Origin of the sequence: Tardiphaga sp. 768_D3_N2_1, assembly GCF_052076105.1 — a bacterium.
Taxonomy (GTDB): Bacteria; Pseudomonadota; Alphaproteobacteria; order Rhizobiales; family Xanthobacteraceae; genus Tardiphaga.
On the sequence record NZ_CP197245.1, the window covers coordinates 4,256,867 to 4,278,302 of the forward strand.

The 21,436-nt window shown below is 61.7% G+C and carries 20 protein-coding genes; 9 read left to right on the forward strand and 11 right to left on the reverse strand.

Features of this window, described 5'->3' with window-relative positions; genetic code table 11:
• Positions 1-27: 27 nt before the first annotated feature.
• Positions 28-858, reverse strand: coding sequence for a quinoprotein dehydrogenase-associated SoxYZ-like carrier (locus tag AB8A27_RS19970; protein WP_441243419.1), 831 nt, complete (start codon positions 856-858; stop codon positions 28-30).
• 54 nt (positions 859-912) lie between these two features.
• Positions 913-1,839, reverse strand: a complete 927-nt coding sequence (locus AB8A27_RS19975; RefSeq protein ID WP_441243420.1) for a quinoprotein relay system zinc metallohydrolase 2 — start codon at positions 1,837-1,839, stop codon at positions 913-915.
• Positions 1,840-1,995: 156 nt separating this feature from the next.
• Between AB8A27_RS19975 and AB8A27_RS19980 the strand changes: the two genes are divergently transcribed.
• From AB8A27_RS19980 to AB8A27_RS19990, 3 genes are all read left to right on the forward strand, one after another.
• Complete coding sequence (locus AB8A27_RS19980; RefSeq protein ID WP_441243421.1) at positions 1,996-2,892, forward strand: substrate-binding domain-containing protein; 897 nt, start codon at positions 1,996-1,998, stop codon at positions 2,890-2,892.
• 26 nt (positions 2,893-2,918) lie between these two features.
• The gene (locus AB8A27_RS19985; protein ID WP_441244962.1) at positions 2,919-3,449 is read left to right on the forward strand and encodes a PQQ-dependent catabolism-associated CXXCW motif protein; all 531 of its coding nucleotides are present in this window, start codon (positions 2,919-2,921) and stop codon (positions 3,447-3,449) included.
• A gap of 140 nt (positions 3,450-3,589) precedes the next feature.
• Positions 3,590-5,056 (forward strand): alpha/beta fold hydrolase, encoded by a 1,467-nt coding sequence (locus AB8A27_RS19990; protein WP_441243422.1) that lies wholly within the window; start codon positions 3,590-3,592, stop codon positions 5,054-5,056.
• Positions 5,057-5,201: 145 nt separating this feature from the next.
• Here AB8A27_RS19990 and AB8A27_RS19995 read toward each other — a convergent pair whose 3' ends face one another.
• From AB8A27_RS19995 to AB8A27_RS20015, 5 genes are read right to left on the reverse strand one after another with little or no spacing between them, the layout of a single operon-like run.
• Positions 5,202-5,810, reverse strand: a complete 609-nt coding sequence (locus AB8A27_RS19995; protein WP_441243423.1) for a hypothetical protein — start codon at positions 5,808-5,810, stop codon at positions 5,202-5,204.
• Positions 5,807-6,655, reverse strand: a complete 849-nt coding sequence (locus tag AB8A27_RS20000) for an ABC transporter permease (protein ID WP_441243424.1) — start codon at positions 6,653-6,655, stop codon at positions 5,807-5,809. The genes AB8A27_RS19995 and AB8A27_RS20000 overlap by 4 nt, the downstream gene beginning before the upstream one ends.
• On the reverse strand, positions 6,652-7,416 hold the full coding sequence (locus tag AB8A27_RS20005) for an ATP-binding cassette domain-containing protein (RefSeq protein WP_441244963.1): 765 nt from the start codon (positions 7,414-7,416) through the stop codon (positions 6,652-6,654). The genes AB8A27_RS20000 and AB8A27_RS20005 overlap by 4 nt, the downstream gene beginning before the upstream one ends.
• Positions 7,417-7,469: 53 nt before the next feature.
• Entirely contained in the window at positions 7,470-8,462 is a 993-nt protein-coding gene (locus tag AB8A27_RS20010) for a YVTN family beta-propeller repeat protein (RefSeq protein ID WP_441243425.1), read from the reverse strand.
• Positions 8,459-9,640 carry an ABC transporter substrate-binding protein gene (locus tag AB8A27_RS20015; RefSeq protein ID WP_441243426.1) on the reverse strand — a complete coding sequence of 394 codons (1,182 nt, stop codon included), beginning with the start codon at positions 9,638-9,640 and terminating at the stop codon, positions 8,459-8,461. Before AB8A27_RS20015 ends, AB8A27_RS20010 begins: the two co-directional genes overlap by 4 nt.
• 131 nt (positions 9,641-9,771) lie before the next feature.
• Between AB8A27_RS20015 and AB8A27_RS20020 the strand changes: the two genes are divergently transcribed.
• Complete coding sequence (locus AB8A27_RS20020) at positions 9,772-10,284, forward strand: DUF3280 domain-containing protein (protein ID WP_441243427.1); 513 nt, start codon at positions 9,772-9,774, stop codon at positions 10,282-10,284.
• A gap of 13 nt (positions 10,285-10,297) precedes the next feature.
• Here the strand turns inward: AB8A27_RS20020 and fghA are convergent, their stop codons facing one another.
• Positions 10,298-11,143, reverse strand: coding sequence for an S-formylglutathione hydrolase (gene fghA, locus AB8A27_RS20025; RefSeq protein WP_441243428.1), 846 nt, complete (start codon positions 11,141-11,143; stop codon positions 10,298-10,300).
• Positions 11,144-11,214: 71 nt separating this feature from the next.
• On the reverse strand, positions 11,215-11,835 hold the full coding sequence (locus AB8A27_RS20030; RefSeq protein ID WP_068734560.1) for a response regulator transcription factor: 621 nt from the start codon (positions 11,833-11,835) through the stop codon (positions 11,215-11,217).
• A gap of 201 nt (positions 11,836-12,036) precedes the next feature.
• On the opposite strand from AB8A27_RS20030, the gene AB8A27_RS20035 reads away from it, so the two are divergent.
• On the forward strand, positions 12,037-13,458 hold the full coding sequence (locus tag AB8A27_RS20035; protein ID WP_441243429.1) for a histidine kinase: 1,422 nt from the start codon (positions 12,037-12,039) through the stop codon (positions 13,456-13,458).
• A gap of 113 nt (positions 13,459-13,571) precedes the next feature.
• Positions 13,572-15,992, forward strand: a complete 2,421-nt coding sequence (locus AB8A27_RS20040; RefSeq protein WP_441243430.1) for a TonB-dependent receptor — start codon at positions 13,572-13,574, stop codon at positions 15,990-15,992.
• Positions 15,993-16,005: 13 nt separating this feature from the next.
• On the opposite strand, the gene AB8A27_RS20045 is transcribed toward AB8A27_RS20040, so the two are convergent.
• Positions 16,006-16,389 carry a YkvA family protein gene (locus tag AB8A27_RS20045; RefSeq protein WP_441243431.1) on the reverse strand — a complete coding sequence of 128 codons (384 nt, stop codon included), beginning with the start codon at positions 16,387-16,389 and terminating at the stop codon, positions 16,006-16,008.
• A 58-nt stretch (positions 16,390-16,447) separates the two neighbouring features.
• Positions 16,448-17,347 (reverse strand): LysR family transcriptional regulator, encoded by a 900-nt coding sequence (locus AB8A27_RS20050; protein ID WP_441243432.1) that lies wholly within the window; start codon positions 17,345-17,347, stop codon positions 16,448-16,450.
• 138 nt (positions 17,348-17,485) lie between these two features.
• Here AB8A27_RS20050 and AB8A27_RS20055 point away from each other — a divergent pair, with 138 nt between their 5' ends.
• The 3 genes from AB8A27_RS20055 to AB8A27_RS20065 all read left to right on the forward strand — a co-directional run bounded on the left by AB8A27_RS20055 (position 17,486) and on the right by AB8A27_RS20065 (position 21,365).
• Positions 17,486-18,259: an SDR family oxidoreductase gene (locus tag AB8A27_RS20055; RefSeq protein ID WP_441243433.1), complete on the forward strand. Its 774-nt coding sequence runs from the start codon at positions 17,486-17,488 to the stop codon at positions 18,257-18,259.
• Positions 18,260-18,725: 466 nt separating this feature from the next.
• Complete coding sequence (locus tag AB8A27_RS20060) at positions 18,726-20,507, forward strand: acyl-CoA dehydrogenase (protein WP_441243434.1); 1,782 nt, start codon at positions 18,726-18,728, stop codon at positions 20,505-20,507.
• Between the two features lie 96 nt (positions 20,508-20,603).
• On the forward strand, positions 20,604-21,365 hold the full coding sequence (locus tag AB8A27_RS20065) for a crotonase/enoyl-CoA hydratase family protein (RefSeq protein WP_441243435.1): 762 nt from the start codon (positions 20,604-20,606) through the stop codon (positions 21,363-21,365).
• Positions 21,366-21,436: the final 71 nt, after the last annotated feature.

Sequence of the window (21,436 nt, forward strand, 5' to 3'; positions counted from 1 at the left end):
CGGCTATCGTCTGCATGACGCTCCGCGTTACATGCCGGAGCCATTGACCTTCCACTCATGCCTGAATTGATGGCCATCGGTGTCCTTGGCCTCGGCGCGGAACGTCTTTGCGCCATTCGAGACATAAGTGAATCGAATATTCGGGTCTTCCGAGATCGAGATGCCGCCCTCCACCGACAGGACCGGGCTGTCGTCCTGCCATAGCTGGAGCCGGTCGACATAGAGGGCCGGAATATAGAGTTGCGTGACCTGATCCATCTGCAGGCCGGAATTATTGGGGTGGCCGATCATGACCTGGGCCTCGCGCGTACCGCTTTTTTCCTCGTTTTGCGATCCGGCAAACTCCCTGTAGCGCATCTGGCCCAACCGGTTTTTCGCCTCTTCGGCATTCTTCGCCGCTGGCGCAGAGCAGCCACCGGACGCCTTCACATAGGTTTGCACCATATGGAGCTTGCCATCACTGGTCTCAGCCACTGCATGGACGTTGGTGTAATTGTTGATCCGGACACGCGTTGAAATCTCCGAGACATTTGCGTCGGTCCCGAGCTTGAACTTCGCGGCCATGGGCGCCGGGTTCTGGTCGATTACCAGCGTAATCGTCACCACCCGCGAACTTGCGTCCGACGCCGGCTTGAGGCGCAACGTCACCGGCACGATGGCCGCATCCTCTGCGCGCGTCGGCATCTCGAGAGCAATCAGGTTGCTGCCGTCGTCCATCGGCCGACTGTCGAAAATATCCTGCACCAGTCCCGGCCATGGATCGTAAGGTTCCGGAGCGGCCGCGAAAACGGAATGCGGACTGAGCACGGCGCTCAGCAGGATGGCGGCACAGACGCTGCGGATTGCAAATTCCGGCATGGTACGGCCTCGCAAGGGAAGAAGCGACGTGTCTGATACTACCCCAACCGGCCGTCATTCCCATTCAAATTGTGAGTATGCTGCAGTTGCGTTGCGGGCGTTATAGTCGTCAAAAAGCTCCCATTTGCCGCGTTCGGTTTCTGCCGCATGTTGCGTGGCGACCGCGATCGGTTTGCCGTCGACGACATCCTTGCGGATACCGGACGCCAGTGTTTCGAGATACCGGCGTTCGCCAGCGAGGGCCTGCGGCCAATCGCTCACCGGACCATGGCCGGGAACGACTCGCTCGGCCGGCAGCACCGCGAGATCGTCCAGCAGCTTGAGCCAAGCCTGAATACTGCCGTCGAGCACGGGAATATGGCGGAGAAAGACCAGATCTCCAGCAAACAATGTCTTCGTCGCCGTATCGAAGACCGTGACATCGCTATCGCTATGGGCGGTAGGCCAGGCTTTCACGACAAGTGTGCGCCCGCCGAGGTCGAGGATGAGCTCTCCATCGACGAGCCGGGTTGGCGGTACGATACGGACCTCATCGATCAGCGCGTCGCCCATGCTGCGCCTGAATGCGTCGAGATAATACTGCCCGCGCGTCGCCAGTGCCTGCGGCAGCCTGGCGTGACCGATGAATTCGGTTCCCTCGGCCACAAAGGCGGCATTGCCGAACACATGGTCGGGATGGCCATGGGTGTTGATCACATAACGGATGGGCTTGTCCGTATGTGCCCGAATGGCGGCCAGCAATTGCCGCCCTTCCCGCACGCTGCCGCCGGTGTCGATCACGGCGACCGCCCGATCCCCGATCACGACACCGATATTGGCGATGGCGCCATCATTGTCCGACGACATCAAGGCAATGCGTCCCTGATGCATGAAGACGCCTGGTGCGATTTCGCTGATCGCCAAAGTCTGCTGTTGCGCGTGAGCAGATGCGAGCAGTGCCAGCATGATGAGCGCTGCATGTATCGCAAAGCGAGATGTCATTTGCATCTCCATGTCGCCCCGGGGAAAGCAGCGCCCCTGCAATCACCCGCAAAGTGCGGCGCAACATCGGAAGCGCCCCTTTGCATCTTGCACGCTTAAACCGGGAGGCCTAGTTTTTTGTCGTCTCGCCCATCAAATGTGAACGGCAGGTCGCGCATGCACTACAGAACGGAACGATCCGGAACATATCGCGCGCTGCTGGCGTCGCTCTTTGCGAGTGCGCTGTTGCTCGAGGGCACATGCAGCGCATTTGCCCAGACTGCTGCGACCGACGATCTTTCGATCGAACTGGTCGATCCGCAGCTGCTGCGTGTTTGCGCCGATCCGCGTAACATGCCGTTCTCGAATGAGAAGGGCGAGGGTCTGGAGAACAAGCTCGCCGAGCTGTTCGCGGACAAACTGCACAAGAAGCTCGATTACGTCTATTTCCCGCAGGCGACGGGTTTCGTTCGCATGACTCTCGGCGCGCATCGTTGCGATGTCATCATGGGCTTCCCGCAGGGCGACGACCTCGTCCAGGGGACCAATCCCTATTACCGGACAGCCTATGCGCTGGTGTCGAAGACCGGCGCCGGTCTCGATGACGTTACGACGCTGGATGACGCGAGGTTGAAGAGCAAGCATATCGGCATCGTGGCGGGGACGCCGCCGGCCACCAATATGGCGGTCAACGGCCTGATGGTGAATGCGAAGCCCTATCCGCTGGTGATCGATACCCGCGTCGACTCATCGGCACAGGCCATGATCAAGGACCTCACATCTGGCGATATCGACGCTGCGATCCTGTGGGGGCCGATGGCGGGCTTCTATGCCAAGAACGCCAATCCTCCGCTTCATGTCACGCCGCTGGTCAAGGAAACCACCGGGCCGCGCCTCGTCTATCGCATCGGCATGGGCGTGCGCTCCGCGGATCAGAACTGGAAGCGGCAGCTCAACCGGCTGATTCAGGAAAACCAGCCGGCCATCAACAAGGTCCTGCTCGATTTCGGTGTTCCCCTTCTCGATGAGAACAATCGTCCGATCGGGCCGGAGGCAGCGGCGAAATCGCCATGACCATGCGTTACGCCATCCTTCTCGCGATGGCACTGGTGATGGTCACATCGGCCCGGGCCCAGGACGCCGTGCCCGAGCCCGATGACTATCGCACCGACAATTATCGCGCGCCGGTGCCGGCAACGCTGAAAGGCGCGCAGGTCATTGCAACAAAAGAGGCCGAGGCAATCTGGCGCGACAAGCGCGGCGCTTTCATAGATGTCATGCCGCGTCCGCCGAAGCCGGCCAATTTGCCACCGGAGACAGTCTGGCGCGACAAGCCCCGGCGCAACATTCCGGGCAGCCTGTGGCTGCCCGACACGGGCTATGGCAGGCTTGCCGCCGAAACCGAGACCTATCTGCAGGACGGCCTCGCGCGCGCATCGGCCGGCAACCGTGCCGCGCTTCTGGTGATCTACTGTCAGGCCAATTGCTGGATGTCCTGGAATGCAGCGAAGCGCGCGCTGTCCTATGGCTACAGTAATGTCATCTGGTATTCGGAAGGCACCGATGGCTGGGAGTGGGAGGATCTGCCGCTGGTGGATGCGCAGCCTGAACCGCGGCCGCCGGCGAACTAGAGCGTGGCCTCATTAAGTCGTAGCCGTAACCTGATTGAAGCGAGTTGAACGAAGGCTAGATCATTGGCTTACGGGGTAGAAGCGGATATCAGCCAGCCGACAATCTCCACTGAAACCGTCGAACATGTCCCAAAGCGGACATGAGGATAGTCAAGGACTTGCTGCGCCCGAGGTTTCAATCCATCCTCACGGGCATAGTGTCCACCAGCACTGCCAGAGAGAAATCTTTTGGAGGAAGCGCCATGGGCCGCCGAGGGCTGATCATTGTCTCTGCGATTATAGCGGGCTGCTTTTTCGTCGTTCTTTCTCTGTGTTCCCCCTCGGCAGCCGCCGCGAAGGCGTCGCTCTCTTCGGACTTCTTGCCTCGACGCCCGTTTCTCGGAGTGACCGCCGAACCTGCGCCGGGAAACCACGTCCGGATCGCCAAGATTGCTCCCGGCAGCTCTGCCGCGCGATCCGAACTAACGGTTGGGGACACTCTGCTTGCTCTCAACGGCTCCCCCGTCGAGTCTGTTGCCGCGTTCCTGGCCGGAATGAGATCCTTCAAATCCGGGGATCGCCTCATCTGCCGCGTGCAGCGAGGTCAGAAGGAGATCGATATCGAGGTGACCCTGGGTGATTGGCCTCGGGAGCAGCCAGGAGACATTCAAGTCCTCTACGACGCCGTTGACGCGCCCGGCGCCACATTGCGAAGCCTTGTGACAATACCAAACGGCAATACGCGCAAGCTGCCAGCAATCCTGTTTCTGCAAGGGTTTGACTGCTCTTCGGTCGATTGGCCGCTGCCTGAACCAAATCTCACCCGCGAACTCATTTACCAGCTGACCCGAGCGGGTTTTGTTGTCATGCGGAGCGAAAAGAGTGGAGTCGGCGACAGCACCGGCACGCCGTGTCGCGACGTTGGTTTTCGCGACGAAGTCTCTCTCTTCACGAGCGCATTGCGAAAACTCAAGGCTTACGGTTTCGTGGATAGCGAGAATGTCTTTCTTTTTGGACATAGCGCTGGCGGTTGGGTCGCCCCGCTGGTAGCGGCGGCGGAGCCGGTCAAGGGCATCGTGGTGTATGGCACAGTGGTCCGACCTTACGCGGAGTACTTCGTCGAAAATTGGCGACGCAATCGGCGACTCAGATCGCAACCCGACCTGGCGGACCTCGAGGACGGGCAACGCCTGATCGCCCAGCTTCTCCACTACCTTCTGGTGGAAAAGAGTTCCGTGCGCGAGGCTACCGCCAGGCATCCCGAGCTCACGGCTATCGCGAAGAGGCTGTTTCCCCGGGATGAAGAACACCTCCTTGATCTGAGGTCGTTGCAACACTTTCGCGAGCTAAACGACCAAAATGTCGCGCGAGTCTGGGCGTCGCTGGATATTCCTGTGCTCGCTCTGATCGGGGAATTTGACATCCGGACACTTCCGCTGGACCACGAATATATTGCCGCCATCGTAAACGCCCGTCACCCGGGCAAGGGAACCTGGCAGCTGCTTCCGAGGTTGGACCATGGCTTCGCTTTGCATGAGTCACTGAAGGAAAGCGTTGCTCATGAGTTTGCGGGACCATTCGGCGAGCAGGTTGTGCAGGAAACGTTGAGGTGGATACAAGTTCAATAACTATGATGAACAGCAATGTCCGATGTTGGCCCATCGCGACATACTACGCTGCCGCACGAACTTGGTCGCTATGAGAGCAAAGCGGACGTAGTCACCAGTCACATGACGCCGCCGGGTTTATAGGTACCCGCCCTGGCTCGCGATATTATTCCATCTCCTGCTGGATGGTGCGGCTGAGCGCGAACAGCCGCTGGTCGATCAGCGTCGGCACCTCGCAGACGAAAGTGACGACGCGGCGGCGGTCGTCGAAGATGCGGGCTTCCCATAGCAGCTTGTTGTTGAGTTCATCGATCTTCGCCTGATCGGGCGGCGACGCGTTCTGCAGGGTCTGCAGCGTGACCGTGTCGGCGCGGACGCGATCGGCCGCTTCGCGCTGTTTACGCGTGACGCGTTCGAGACCCGCCAGCACCGTCGCCCGCTGCGCATTCAGACTGTCGAACAGCCCGGCGAAAATCAGTTTTCCTGCCCTGGTCTTGTCCGGCGATTGCGTGAGAAAGTCGGTAACCGCCTTCTGCGCTTCCTCGAGGGGCACACGCCGTGTCGCCAGACGTTCGACAAGCGCGCTGACCTGCGCGTCGTCCTTCCAGGCGCTGGCCACATCGTCGATCGGCGGCCCGGCCCAGACGGCAGCCAGCGAGATTTCCGGCACCTTGGCCTGAACGCACGGCCAGTCGGGATAGCGCGGATCGGCGGCCTGCGCCGCGCCCGACCAGATCAACAGCAGTGCTGTGACGACGCCGATCCGTCCGTTCATGTCTCGCCCCCGGCTGGTGCCCGGCGGGCAAAGCCGCGGCCGGGATCGTAAGCAATGATTGCACCGATCATGAAGACGGCGGTGCAGCCCGCGACAACGGCAAGGGAAACCCAGTTGACCTTGTCATAGAGCGCGAAGCGGATCAGTTCGACCGCATGGGTGAAGGGATTAAACAGGCAGAGATAATAGAGCATCGGGCTGCCCTCCTGCACGCGCCACAAAGGATAGAGCGCGGACGACGCAAAGAACATCGGGAAGATCACGAAGTTCATGACCCCCGCAAAATTCTCCAGTTGCTTGATGCGCGACGAGATCAGCATGCCCAGCGATCCCAGCATCAATCCGGACAGGATCAGTGCCGGCAGAACCGTGAGATAGCCGATGAGCGGCGGAGCGATGTCCCAGAACCACGCGATCAGGAGAAATGCATAGACCTGCAGCAGGGAGACGACCGTCCCAGCCAGCAGTTTGCACACCAGCAGAAACCAGCGCGGCAGCGGGCTGACCAGAAGCGTGCGCATATTCCCCATCTCGCGGTCATAGACCATCGACAGCGATGACTGCATGCCATTGAACAGCTGGATCATCGCGATCAGACCAGGCGCGATATAGACCTCATAGAGAATATAGGTCTCGTAAGGCGGGATGATCGAGATACCCAGCACCTGCCGAAAGCCGGCGGCGAAAATAAACAGCCAGACCAGCGGACGCACCAGCGCGGAGACGAAACGTTCGCGCTGATGCAGGAAGCGCAGCGCCTCCCGCCACAGGATGCCGTTGAGGCAGGTGACATAGTTGCCAAAGCCCAGCTTGCGACGCTCATCCGTGAGAAATGTCGTACTCACGATGACCTCCCGCCCCGGTCGGCTGCCTCGGTGATGCTCCGGAAAGCCATGTCTAAATTCGAAGCGCCCGTTTCGCTGAGGATCTGCGTCACCGAACCGCGTGCGAGCACATGGCCTCCATGCAGCACGACGAGATCGTCACCGGCGGTGATCTCGTCAAACAGATGTGTTGCCCACAGCACGCCGATGCCTTGTTCCGCGACCAGCGTCCGGACATGCGCAAGAATATCGGCACGCGCCTGCACGTCGAGACCAACGGTGGCTTCATCCAGCAACAGCAGCCGCGGCCGGTGCAGCAATGCGCGGGCGATTTCGAGGCGTCGCATCTGTCCGCCGGACAGATCGCGCACGCGGCTGTTGACGCGATCGGCAAGGCCGATGCGCGCGATCACCTCTTCGCCGCGCAGGCGGGCCTCGCGTCGTGCAATGCCCTGCAGCGCGGCATGATAGAGCAGGTTCTGCATCACGGAGAGATCGAGATCGAGCGTACGCGGCTGAAATACGACACCCAGCAACTGCAACGCGTCACCCGGCCTGTCGCTGATGTCGTGGCCGAAGACGCTGATCCGTCCAGCCTGAATGCCGAACAGCCGGGTAATCAATGCAATCAGCGTGCTCTTGCCCGCGCCATTCAGACCAAGCAGCGCCGTGAAACTTGCCGGCGCGACATTGAAGGAGACATCCGACAGCGCTTGCCGACGACCATAACAATGGCTGATGCCTGCGACCGACAGAGCGGGCGTGACGGCCGGCACGTCCATTGGCTCCGGCGCGTCATGCGCGATCTGTTCAGGGCGCGATGTATCGATCGTGGTCATGGCCGTGCCATGGCGACGCCCCAGGGCAATTCGCCAACCTGAATGGTCTTGATGACTTTCTGTGCCGCGACGTCGATGACCGAGACGTCGTTGGAGACGCCATTGGTGACCAGTAGATATTTCTCATCAGGAGTAAACGCCATGTGCCAGACCCGCTGGCCCACCAGCAGATACTTGATCACTTTGTGGGTCGCCGCATCGACGATCGCGATCCGGTTGGCAGGGCCAAGCGCGATGAAAGCGATTTTGGCATCCCGGGTCATGCCGATGCCGACCGGCTGAATGGCTTCGCGCCGCAGACCGGGAATATTGAATTCGATCTTGTCGGTCACGACCTGTTTGGCGGGGTCGATCACGGACACGGTGCCGCCGATCTCCGAGGACACCCACAATTCCGAACCGTCGCGCTTGAATTCGGCAAAGCGCGGGCGCGCGTCGACCAGGACATTGGCCACGATCTCGCGCGTCGCGGTGTCAATGAAATGCGCCATATTGGTGGTTTCCGACGTGTTGATCAGGATCTTGCCGTCAGGGCTGATCGCCATGCCTTCGGGTTCGACACCGACCTGCACGTCGCCAATGCGCACGCGCTTTTCGAGATCGATCACGGTCACCGTGTTGTCGTTCTCGTTGGCGACATAGAGAACCTTGCCGGCGGCATCCTGGGTGAAAAGCTCGGGGTCCGGACCGGATGGCAGCGAATCGACCACCTTCTGGCTGGCGACGTCGATGATCTGGATGGTGTCGTCGTCGCCGACCGCGACAAGGACAGATTTGCCATCGCGCGTCAGTTCGATACCGCGCGGACGCTGACCGACCTTGATGGTCGCGGTGACGGTCCAGCTGTCGGTGTCGATCACCGAGACGGTGTTGCTCTTCTCGTTCGAAATATAAGCGAGAAAGGCCGATGCAGGCGCCGCTGCTGCAAGCCACATCGCCGCTCCACACAGCCAGACACGACACAGCATCTTCGATCTGTTCATCATCATTGCAGCCTGCATTTGCTTTCCGGACGATCTATACCGAGCGTGTCGAGCTCCGAGACCTGATGCAGGAAGCCGTCCTGCGGCGAGACCGAAACCACCATGCGCCCGTCCACCAGCAGGATCGGCTGGCGCAGCTGCAGGTTCCAGTCGCGGATCGTGAGCCGTTGCCCCTTGAAGCCGGCGATGGAGAAATCGGGCGACTTCAGAAAAGCCAGCATGGCCTTGCCATCGCCCGAATTCGTTCGGGACGCGGCTTCGCCGATCATGCGGGTCGCGAGCCAGGCCTGCATGTCGCGCGCTGTCATGCGGCGTGCGTTCAGTTTGGTGAAGCGGTTCTGGATCTGCACGGCGCCCCATTGATCCTGTGCCGCATGCCAACTGGTTGGCACCAGCCCCGCCGATCCCGCGACCGGTCGCGGATCCCAGGTGCGATACGGCAAATAGGAGGCGAAGACTTCGCTCTCGTCCGCGGCGATCAGGACGTCATAGGCCGGTGCCTGTTGCGTGAAGACCGGGATCTGGCGCTGGATCAATGTGACGCCGCTATCGGTGCGCCGCGCGCCGCCAGTGTCCTCGAAGACGCGTTCCTGCACGATCTTTGCGCCGAACCGCGCGGCCGCTCGGCGATAGGCGTCGGCTTCGAGCCGATCACCGTCATGCGAGCCGACCACGAGAAACCAGCGTTTCCACTGCTTCCACACCAGATACTGCGCCAGTGCATCCGCCAGCATCGACCGCGTCGGCGCAATATGGATCACATTGGCACGGCAATCCGCCTCGCGCAGCCGGTCGTCGGCAGCCCCCACATTGAACAGCACGCCGCCGCGGTCACGCACCGCATCGGCCGCCTGCAGCAATGCATCAGGCGGCAGGTCGGCAATGATGAAACTATTGCGGCCAGCGAGCGTGCGCGCGGCTCCGGCGACATCGTCACCGTCCTTTACACGGACCTCGTCCAGTCCGAACTGCTGCTTCAGAAACCTGCCGGTTGTGTTGTTGTCCTCGATGGCGAGCCGCGCGCCGGCAATGCCATCATTCTCGGATGGCAATTCGACCAGCGACAGAGTTGCCTTGATGCCGGCCTGACCGAGATAGCCGATGCTGATCGTCAGCGGTTCGGCCGCGAACGCAGACGACGTCACGGCGCAGAGACTGATCGCGCCGATCAACCACCGTATCATGTTCCCTCCGGCTACTCCTTCCCGGCTTGGCGCCGGTGAAGGGTCTCGTGGCTTGAAACATGAACCAATTATCGTAGCTTGCAACCTCGGATTCTGCCGGCGCGTTGCATTTTAATGATGCGAGGTCCGCGATGAGAGCACTATCGATCACCGTGCTGTTACTGATGATGACGGCGACGGCTCACGCCGCAGCGCCCAAAGTGGCGGTGTTCAATTTCGACTGGCTGGATACGAGCCTCGAAGGCGAGATGAAGGGACGCCGCAGTGACGAGCAGGCAAGACTGCTCCATGCTGCCGACCAGCTTCGCGAGGAGATGAAGCAATCCGGCCGTTTCGAGCTGCTGGATATGTCGTCCCTCAATGTTGCGGCGCAAGGCCGGAACCTGCAGGCATGCGGCGGCTGCGACGTCCAACTCGCACAGCAGATCGGCGCCGACCTCGTCATTACGGGGCTCGTACAGAAGGTCTCGAACCTCATTCTCAATATGAACATCACCCTGCGAAATGTTCACACCGGACGGCTGGTCGCCACCATGAGCGCAGACCTGCGCGGCAACACCGATGAAAGCTGGTCGCGGGCGATGAGCTATCTGGTGCGCAACCGCCTGCTCGCGCCGAATTACGGTGCCCCGCAGCCGCAGTAGTGCGAGCCGAAACTCACTTTTTGAGCCGCGCCGCGTGCCAGCGCAGATGATCGGACATGAAGGTCGAGATGAAATAGTAGCTGTGATCGTAGCCCGGCTGGCGGCGCAGCGTCAGCGCAATGCCTGCCTTTTTGCAGGCGTTCTGCAGCAGTTCAGGCCGCAATTGTTCGGTCAGAAAATTGTCGGCCTCGCCCTGATCGACCAGCAATTCGGGGAATCGCGCCCCGTCCTCGATCAGGGCAACCGCATCGTGTTTTCGCCATGCCGCTTTGTCGTCGCCGAGATAGCCGCCCAGCGCCTTGATCCCCCATGGCACCAGCGACGGCGCCACGATCGGAGCGAAAGCGCTGGCCGCGCGGTAGCGATCGGGATGACGGAGCGCAATGGTCAGCGCACCATGCCCGCCCATGGAATGGCCGAGAATCGACTGACGACTGCTATCGATGGGGAATTGGTCGGCCACGAGCTGCGGCAGCTCCTCGGTCACATAACTCCACATGCGATAGTTGCGCGCATAGGGCTGCTGGGTGGCATCGACATAGAAGCCGGCACCCAGGCCGAAGTCATAGGCATTGTTGGCGTCACCGGGAACATCGGCACCGCGCGGGCTGGTGTCTGGTGCAATGAAGATCAGCCCCAGTTCGGCGCATGCGGCGCGAAACTCGCCTTTTTCCGTGACATTAGCATGGGTGCAGGTGAGGCCCGAGAGATACCAGACCACAGGCAGCCTGGCGCCGTCCTGATGCGGCGGCACATAGACCGAGAATGTCATGTCAGTTCCGGTCGCACGACTGGCGTGTTTGTAGACACCCTGTGTGCCGCCATATGATCGATTAAGTGAAACTGTCTGCATGGTCATGACTCTACAGGTTGGATGCGGCAGCGATGCGACACCGCCGAGACGGGTGATGTCTGGTCAGGGACGCCCGGTCAGGCGATGCCGCGCTCGATGGCGAAGCGCACGAGTTCGACCGAGCTGCGGACTCCGAGCTTTTGCCGCATGAGTGACGATGTATTGGCCACCGTCTTGTAGGAGGCGTGAACCATCCACGCAATCTCGGCGAGGCTCTTGCCGGCACCGAGCAGTCGCAGGATCTCCATCTCGCGCGAGTTCAGCTTCGACAGCGGACTTTGCGTCAGCGCAGGCCCGGCAAAAGCAAGGCTTCGCGCCATCGCCGGCGGGAGATACACGCCGCCGCGCGCAACCTCATAGACGGCCTCCAGCAGATCGTGCGGGTCGCCGGTCTTGGAGACATAGCCCTTGGCGCCACTCTCGATCGCGCGGGCTGCAAAGATCGGATCATCATTCATGCTGAACATGATGATGCGCATCGTGTCGTCGCGCAGCAGGATGCGCCGCGCCAGTTCATATCCGGAAACTGTCGGCAGATTGATATCGATGATGCAGATATCGGGGTCTCCGGTCAGGAAAACCTGCTCGCCACTGGCCGCATCGGACGCTTCCAGCAGTTCGATCTCCGGATCGTCCGCGAACACCGCGCGGCAGCCCGATGTGACGATGGGGTGATCATCGACGATCAGGACGCGCATGGGTCAACCCCGTAAACTCTGTCAGCAGGTCCAGGCCTGCTCCTCGATTGCTGCGCTGCATCAGCGGTACAGCAATCATACGCCTTCGGAGTGACATGATTGACAATCGAAGGTCGCCTCGATCCGATATGATCGCCGTCGAATTTCGCTGTCAAGTTCATAGTCGCGGCATGCAGGCGAGATGCGAGTGAAAGCATGGTCATGTGGCAGAATCTTTCGCTGCGCGCGCGGATCAATCTTCTGGTGGCGCTCGTGCTCGCTCTTGGCCTGGTCGCCAATGTCGTGCGGCTCGCGCTGGAAGCTGGCCCGCGCGTGCAGGCCGAGGACCAGAGCGTCATCCGGCTGACACGTGAAGTCATCGAAAGTATCGGAACCAGTCTGAACGAAGCGCCGGATCCAAATGCGCGGCTTGATAAAATTGTCGCCGATCTGAATCGATTGCGACATGTCAGCATTGTCAGGCAAGGCGATGGAAACATGCCGTCCCCGAAGAGTGACGGGCATGACCGGAGCGACGGTGCAGGTTCTCCGCCATCGTGGTTCGTGTCCTTGATCCATCCCGAACGGATATCGGAGTCAGTGTCGGTGATGGTTGGCGACAAACAGCAGACGCTGCTGATCACGTCCCATCCCGATGACGAGATGCGGGAGATATGGGACGGCATCATCACCCAGCTCGCAGTCAGCCTGATCGTTGCAATGGTACTGTTCGTCGTCACGAGTCTGGTGGTCAGGCGGGCGCTGGCGCCGCTCGACGCATTGTCGCAGGCCATGGTCGATATCGAAGCGGGAAACTATCAGGCGCGCGTCACTCCCGCGGGCGCACCGGAACTCGCTGCACTCTGCATCCGGCTCAATCATCTCGCTGCCACATTGGGCGATGTGCTGGAAGACCGGCGGCGTCTGGCCCAACGGGCCGTCTCGCTGCAGGACATAGAGCGCAAGGATATCGCACGCGAACTGCATGATGAGTTCGGGCCATATCTCTTTGCCCTGCGCGCCCATGCAGGCGCAGTCATGCGTCTCGCCGATCACGATCCATCGGGCACAGGCGCCTTGTCGCGGCATGGCACTGCCATTCTGGCGCAGGTCGATGTCTTGCAGCAGTTCAATCGCCGCATTCTCGAGCGGTTGCGGCCGGTCGGGCTGACGGATCTCGGCCTGTCCGGTGCTATCGCGGTCTTGCTGCGTCTCTGGCGCGAATCCCATCCGGAAGTCGTGATCGAGAGCCGGGTATCGCCAGCGCTTGCTCCCCTTGGCGAAGTCGCCGAACTGACCGCCTATCGTGTGGTTCAGGAGGCACTCACCAATGTGTTCCGCCACGCGCACGCCTCTGCCGTGAGCGTGGTCATCGAACCGGTGACGGGAACGGCGGCGACGCCTGAGCGTGACAACGTACTGGTCCGCGTGCGCGACAATGGCCTCGGCCTCGATCCCGATCACAATGGCGGCTTTGGCCTCATTGGCATGAGAGAGCGGGTCTGGGCCCTCGGCGGGACGCTCATAGTCAGATCTGATGTGGACGGCGTGACTGTCGAAGCTATCATTCCCGTGACTGATTCACTGCCAAATGCGCCTGTGACGCGAGATCGGGAATTTGTCCCGACTTTATCGGGAAAATAACTGAACCGGATTTCGACACTTTGCAGATAGCGCAGTCCTCCTCACTCGCTAGTATCACGCTACCGGACGGTGCCATCAGAGCGCCGACGCGGAATGGGAATGGGGTGGAACAGATGCGCGTAAGAGTGCTGGTCGTTGCTTCGCTGTCGACGGGTCTTCTACCGGTTTCCGAAACGGTTTTTGCGCAAAGTCCTCCTGGAGAACCGCAAGTGCTGCCGCCGGTGGTGGTGTCCGCCCCTGCCGTCGCCAGCAAACGCGCCCCCCGGCGTCAGACGACCCAGCGGGTCACCACCGAGCGGCCCCGTACGGTCTACGTCTATCCGACCACGCCGACATCGCGGTCCGGCATCGACGTCGACAAGGTCACGGCAAGTATCAATTATGTCGATGCCCGCGCGATCGAACGCGCCAATTCCCTGAACGTCACGGATGCGCTGCAGCAGCAAGTGCCAGGCATTCTGATCAACGAAGTCGCGGGCAATCCCTTCCAGCCCGATCTGCAATTTCGCGGTTTCGTGGCCTCGCCGGTGGCTGGTACGCCGCAGGGGCTCGCGGTGTATCAGAATGGCGTGCGCATCAACGAAGCCTTCGGCGACACCGTCAATTGGGACCTGATCCCGACCGCGGCGATCCGCTCTGTCAGCGTGGTCACCAACAATCCTGCCTTCGGCCTCAACGCGCTCGGCGGCGCGGTCAACATCCAGATGAAGGACGGCTTCAACTATCAGGGAGCCGAGCTCAGCACGATGGGCGGCTCGTTCGGCCGCATCCAGGGCTCGGCGCAATGGGGCAAGCAGGTCGAGGGATTCGCCGTCTATGGCGCGCTCGAAGGCCTGCATGAAAAGGGCTTCCGCAACTTCGCGACATCGGACGTCCGACGCTTTTACGGCGATGTCGGCTATCGCAGCGACAGCAGCGAGCTTCACCTCAATATGGGCGTCGCCAACAACAAGTTTGGGGCGTCGGCGACCGTTCCCGTCGAACTGCTGCAGCAGAATTACGGCGCGACCTATACGACGCCGCAGACCGCGAACAACCGCGTCGGCTATCTCAATTTCACTGGAAAGGTCGAGGCGACGCCGACCTGGACGGTGGAGGCGGCGGCGCATCTTCGCTTCTTCCGGAACAAGACCCAGGATGGCAATCCGACCGGCACCCAGCCCTGTGAAGATCCGACCCTCTTGTGTTTCGGCGATGACGACACGCCGGCCAACGGCCTCAACGGCGCGCAAATTGCCAATCCCTTCGCGCCCGGCGCGGTTCTTGGCGAGAATGATCGCACCTCGACGCGTTCGACCACGGTGGGCGGCTCCCTGCAGGCCACCAATACCGATCAGCTCTTCGGCCATGACAACCGCTTTGTCGTCGGCGCCAGCTATTCGTCCAGCGTCAGCCAGTTCACGGCCAGCGCCGAACTCGGCACGATCGGCCCGGATTACGTCGTCACCGGCAGCGGGATTTCCCTCGGTCAGTCCGGCGACCCGATCGCGATCGGCCCGGTGTCGTTGCGCACCACCAATCGCTATGGCGGCATTTACGCGCTCGACACGTTCGATGTGACCAATGCCTTTTCGATCACCGGCGGCGGTCGCTTCAACACGGCGCAGATCGTGCTCGAGGATCAGATCGGCACCGCGCTCAACGGTGACCACACTTTCAATCGTTTCAATCCGATCATCGGTGGCACCTACAAGATCACGCCTGAGCTGACCGCCTATGCCGGCTATTCGGAAGCCAACCGCGCGCCGACCCCGCTCGAACTCGGCTGCGCCGATCCCGCCAATCCCTGCATCGTCGGCGCCTTCCTGATCTCCGATCCGCCGCTCAAGCAGGTGGTTTCGCATACGATCGAAGCCGGTCTGCGTGGCACCAAGGAGCTGAATGCCGGCACGCTGGGCTGGAAGCTCGGCGCGTTCCGCGCCACCAACAACGACGACATTCTCGCGATCCCGAGCCCGGTGCTGCAAGGCTACGGCTATTTCCAGAATGTTGGCTCGACGCGCCGGCAGGGCATCGAAGCGGAAGTCACGCTGCGCGCGCCGACCCTGCAGCTCTATGCCAGCTATGCCTTCGTCGATGCGCGTTTCCTTGATGCGCTCGCCATCGGATCGAACAGCCCGTTCAAGGATGACGACGGCAACGTCCAGATCCTGCCCGGCAACCAGATCCCGGCGATCCCGCGTCATCGCGTCAAGGCCGGGTTCGACTATGCGGTGACTGACGCTTTCAAGGTCGGGGCCGATGCGCTGTTCGTCAGCAGCCAGTATTTCGTCGGTGACGATTCCAACCAGGCGCCGAAACTCGAAGCCTATACCGTGTTCAATGCCCATGCGTCGTATCAGATCGACAAGTCCGTGCAGGTCTTCGCCCGCGTCGACAACATTCTCGACCGACGCTATTCGACCTACGGGACTTTCTTCGAGACCGACTCGGTGCCGAATTTTGCCAATGGCGGCGCTCAGTTCACAGACGCACGTTCGGTCAGCCCGGCGCGGCCGCGTGCTTTCTATGCGGGTGTGAAAGTCAGGTTCTGACGGATGCGGGCGATCAGGCCCGCGTCCAGTAGCGATAGCCGAGCCAGCCGATCAGAAGTGCGCTCGCGAGCCACAGTATGATGATGGCGATCATGCCCGACCTGCTGGTCGGGCGTTCTGCAGCTTCCCGCGCCTTGATCCGGTACTCGGCCATCACCTCGCTTGGGACCAGCGCCACCACGAGCCAGATACCCAGCGGCACGATGATCAGGTCGTCGAGATAGCCAAGGACCGGCACGAAGTCCGGAATGAGATCGATTGGCGACAGCGCATAGGCGGCGACAGCGATCGCGAGAACTTTCGCAAACCATGGCACCCGCGGATCGCGCGCGGCGAGATAGACGGCATGCGTGTCCGTCTTGATCTGTCGTGCCCAGCTTTTGATCCGCGTCAGCATGAATGCCTCGTATCGACAATATGTCACGTGATCCGGCACACGCCCCGCCCAATCGCCATCACATCATTTCGCGTTTCAACAGTTCATCCAGCCAGTCGGCGAAGACCTGAAGCCTCCGGGAGAGATGCTGACGGTGCGGATAGAGCAGTGCCATCGGCATCGGCGCGGCGCGATGATGGGGCATCACCTCGATGAGTTCGCCCGCATCGAGATGGCGCTTCACATCGTAGGCCGGGATCTGGATCAGGCCGAGGCTGGCAAGGCAGCAGGCGATATAAGCTTCGGCGCTATTGACGGTAACCCGGCTGCGCATGGGAATTGTGCGTATCTCATCGCGTTCGATCCATTCCCATTCCTCGACACGACCTGTCGACGGCGAAGCATAGTTGACGGCGAGATGTACGCCCAGATCGTCTGGGGTACCAGGCGTGCCATGCGCAACGAGATAGCCGGGACTGGCGACGTTGATCAGCGCGAGGTCGCCGATCTTGCGGGCAATCAAACCCGAGTCGCCAAGCGCACCGACACGCAGCACGCAGTCGACGCTCTCCTCGATCAGGTTGACCGCCCGATCGGTGACCCGCAGATCGATATCGAGTTGAGGGTGCCGGGCGAGAAACTCCGGCAAAGCGGGCACGATGATCAACCGGCCGATCCGGCCCGGCACGTCGATACGGAGCCTCCCGCTGAGCCCGACCGAGGTTTGCCGGAAGAGGCCCTCCGTCTCCTCGACATCGGCGATCAGCCGCAGGCAACGCTCATAAAAGGCCGCGCCATCCTGAGTCGGCGAGACCTGTCGGGTCGTGCGATGCAGAAGGCGGGCGCCAACCCTTGCTTCGAGGTCGATCACGGCGGCCGATACCGACGAGCGCGGAAGCCCAAGCGTATCGGCCGCACGGGTAAAGCTTGCGCATTCGACGACACGGACGAAGGTGCGGAAGAGATCGATACGGTCCAACGGTGCAAACTCTATCGATTGTTCGCCATATCTAACAAGTGATGTCAGAATAACCGGCTTTATCGAGATATTCTAGACGATAGCCTCCGCATCGCAAAGCAGCCGTATGGAGCGGCTTCGCGATAGGAGGCTGACGCCATGACCGACCACAGCATCAAAGGGAAAACCGCTCTCATCGCCGGCGGCGCGAAAAACCTTGGCGGGCTCCTGGCTCGCGACCTCGCGGAACAAGGCGCACGGGCGGTGGCGGTCCACTACAACACGAGCGCAACCAAGGCAGCAGCAAACGAGACGGTCGCTGCGATCGAGGCCGCCGGCGGGAAAGGCTTTGCCTTCCAGGCCGATCTGACCACGGCAGGCGCGGTCGAGAGGCTGTTCGCCGAGGTCAAGGCGGCGACAGGTGGTATCGATATCGCCATCAATACGGTTGGCAAGGTGTTGAAGAAGCCGATGATTGAGATCAACGAGGCCGAGTATGACGAGATGAGCGCCGTCAACTCAAAGTCCGCTTTCTTCTTCCTCAAGGAGGCCGGCAAGCATGTCAGCGACAACGGCAAGATTTGCACGCTCGTCACCTCGTTGCTCGGCGCCTACACGCCGTTCTATGCGGCCTATGCCGGCACCAAGGCCCCGGTCGAGCACTTCACCCGCGCGGCCTCCAAGGAGTTCGGCGAACGCGGCATCTCAGTGACGGCGATCGGTCCCGGCCCGATGGACACACCCTTCTTCTATCCGGCCGAAGGTGCGGATGCGGTCGCCTATCACAAGACCGCAGCAGCGCTGTCGACCTTCTCCAGGACCGGGCTGACCGACATCGAAGATGTCGTCCCGTTCATTCGCTTCCTTGTCTCGGAGGGCTGGTGGATGACCGGCCAGACCATCCTCGTCAACGGCGGCTACACGACGAAATGATCCATGAGGCGGCCGGACCGAAGCCGGCCGCCTGCAACACCCCTGCTACGCGCCCGGAGGAAAGTGAGTCCGGCAGTGCTGCGCGACATCGATGCAGCGGCGGAACCATACACCCTCATGCGCTCATGTGTTCGAGGGCGCATGGCGCGATTGAGCGGATCGCGCTGTAAATTGGCGCCAACGCGCGCCGAACGCAGGACGAACCGGTCGATTGTCCGGCAGAGCCGGCGGGCGGCGCTTCGCCTCCCACCGGGAAACACCCGTTTCAACACTGTTGCCGGAGTCTGAAACAGGAGAATTCCCTGTAAAATTCCCCGCTTGCAAGGAATTGGCACGAGGACAGGAGCGAACAGCGCTCTCGCCCCAGCCACAGCCCGCCCCGGATGCGCCCTTTGGCGTGTTGAGGGGCCGCCCGTTTCGTGGGAAGACGGCGGAAAGCTGAAAGAATTTCCGGGAGCAAGATGCCATGACCTACCGAGCACCGATCAACGACATGCTGCTGGCCCTGAATCACGGCGCCGGCCTGCAGGCGGCCCTGAAAGCCGGGCATTATGGCGATTTCGACGCCGATATGACCGCTGCCGTGCTCGAAGAGGCCGGCCGCTTTGCCAGCGACGTTCTGGCGCCGCTCAATACCGTGGGCGACAAGAACGGCATCAAGCTTGCCGACAACAAGGTCACCACCGCTCCCGGCTGGCCCGATGCCTATCAGCGCTGGACCGCCGCCGGCTGGAACGGCGTCTCCGGTCCCGAGGCCTTCGGCGGCCAGGGCCTGCCGCTGGCCGTCAATGCCGCCTGCACCGAGATCTGGAGCGCGTCGAACATCGCCTTCGGCCTTTGCCCGCTGCTGACGCTGTCGGCCATCGAGGCGCTCGACGCCCATGGCAGCGACGAACTGAAAAAGATCTATCTGGAAAAGCTGGTCACCGGCGAATGGACCGGCACCATGCAGCTCACCGAGCCGCAGGCCGGCTCCGATGTGGGCGCGCTGCGCTCGCGCGCCGAGCGCCAGGCCGACGGCAGCTATCGCATCTCCGGCACCAAGATCTTCATCACCTATGGCGATCACGACATGACCGACAACATCGTGCATTTCGTGCTTGCGCGATTGCCCGATGCGCCCGCCGGCACCAAGGGTATCTCGCTGTTCCTGATTCCGAAATTCCTGGTCAATGCCGACGGATCGCTCGGTGAGCGCAACGACATCCATGCATCGGGCGTCGAGCACAAGCTCGGCATGCATGCCTCCCCCACCTGCACCATGACCATGGGCGACAAGGGCGGCGCAGTCGGCTACCTCATCGGCGAGGAAAATCGCGGCATGCTGTGCATGTTCACGATGATGAACCAGGCCCGGCTCGGCGTCGGCCTCGAAGGCGTCGGCATTGCCGACCGCGCCTATCAGCAGGCGCTGGCCTTCGCGCAGGAGCGTAAACAAGGCCGCAGCATCGGCAGCAAGACCGCCGGCATGGATCCGATCATCGTGCATCCCGACGTCAAGCGCATGCTGATGCAGATGCGCTCGCTCACCGCCGCGGCGCGCACCATCTGCTACGCCACCGCCGTGGCGCTCGACGTCGCCGCGCGCTCGCCCGATGCCAAGGTGCGCACCGAAGCCGCCGCGCGCGGCGCCCTGCTGACGCCGATCGCCAAGGCCTTCTCGACGGATATCGGCAATGAAGTAACCTCGCTCGGCGTGCAGATCCATGGCGGTATGGGCTTCATCGAGGAAACCGGCGCCGCGCAGCATTATCGCGATGCGCGCATCACCGCGATCTATGAAGGCACCAACGGTATCCAGTCGATCGATCTCGTCACGCGAAAACTCGCGGCGTCAGGCGGCGAATCCGTCTGGGCGCTGCTCGATGAACTCAGCGGCATCGTGTCGCGCGTCGAGGCCTCCAACGATCCCGGTTTCGGCACCACCGGCGCAAAACTCCGCGACGCGCTCGGCTCGCTGGAGCGTTCGAGCAAGTGGCTGCTGGAGAAGCTGGCCTCGGCGCCGAACGACGCACTCTCCGGCGCCACGCCCTATCTGCGGCTGTTCGGCTCGGCGCTCGGCGGCTGCATGCTGGCCAACGAGGCGCTTGCAGCGCGCGACATCGACGGCGGCAGCGATGCGACGCGTTATGTCACGCTGGCGCGGTTCTTCGCCGAGAATGTTGCGGTGCAGGCGGGCTCGCTTGAACGCACCGTGATGGACTCCAGTGAATCCGTGATGTCGGCCGATGCCGTTTTGCTGGCATAAACCGTCGCCCACCATATCGGCCGCAGCGGATTGATGTAATATCCGGCAGGGGAAACGCGCCAGCCGTGCTTTTGCGGGGTGCTGCAGGGAAAAGACATGACTGAACATCTCATCGTGACCGACGAAGACGCCACGCGCGTGATCACGCTGCGCCGGCCGGAAAAGAAAAACGCGATCACGCAGGACATGTATCGCGCCATGTCGGACGCGATCGACACCGCGCAGAACAATCCGGCGATCCGCTGCATGATCATCACCGGCGGTTCCGGCGCCTTCACCGCCGGCAACGACCTCGAGGATTTCCTCAAGGACAGCGCCGCAAAGGCTGAAGCGCCCAGGGCATCGAACGCCGTCAAATTTCTGTATTCGTTAGCGCAGAACACCAAGCCGCTCATCGCCGCGGTGGACGGCGTCGCCATCGGAATCGGCACCACCATGCTGTTTCACTGCGACTATGTGCTGGCCTCGACCACGGCGAGTTTCAGAACGCCCTTCATCCATCTAGGCCTCGTGCCGGAAGGTGCATCCAGCCTGCTGTTTCCGCGCACCATGGGCCATCAGCGCGCCTTCGCGGCGCTGGTGATGGGCCGCGCCATGGATGCGGAGGACGGCAAGGCTGCCGGCTTCGTCAATGAAATCGTTGCGCCCGGCCATACCGAAGTCGAGGCGCGCAAGGTGGCGCGCGAGATTTGCGCCCTGCCCGCCGAAGCCGTGGCCATCTCGCGCAAGCTGCTGAAGCTGCCGCCCGAGGACCTTACCCGCCGCATCGATCAGGAAAGCCATCTGTTCGGCGAACGCATGAAGTCGCAGGAGGCGATTGCGGCGTTCAAGGCGTTCTTCGCGCGCAAGAAGGGGTGATCTAACCTCTCCCCGTCCTTTACGGGGAGAGGTCGCCGCGTCTTAGCGGCGGGTGAGGGGCATGGCACCGT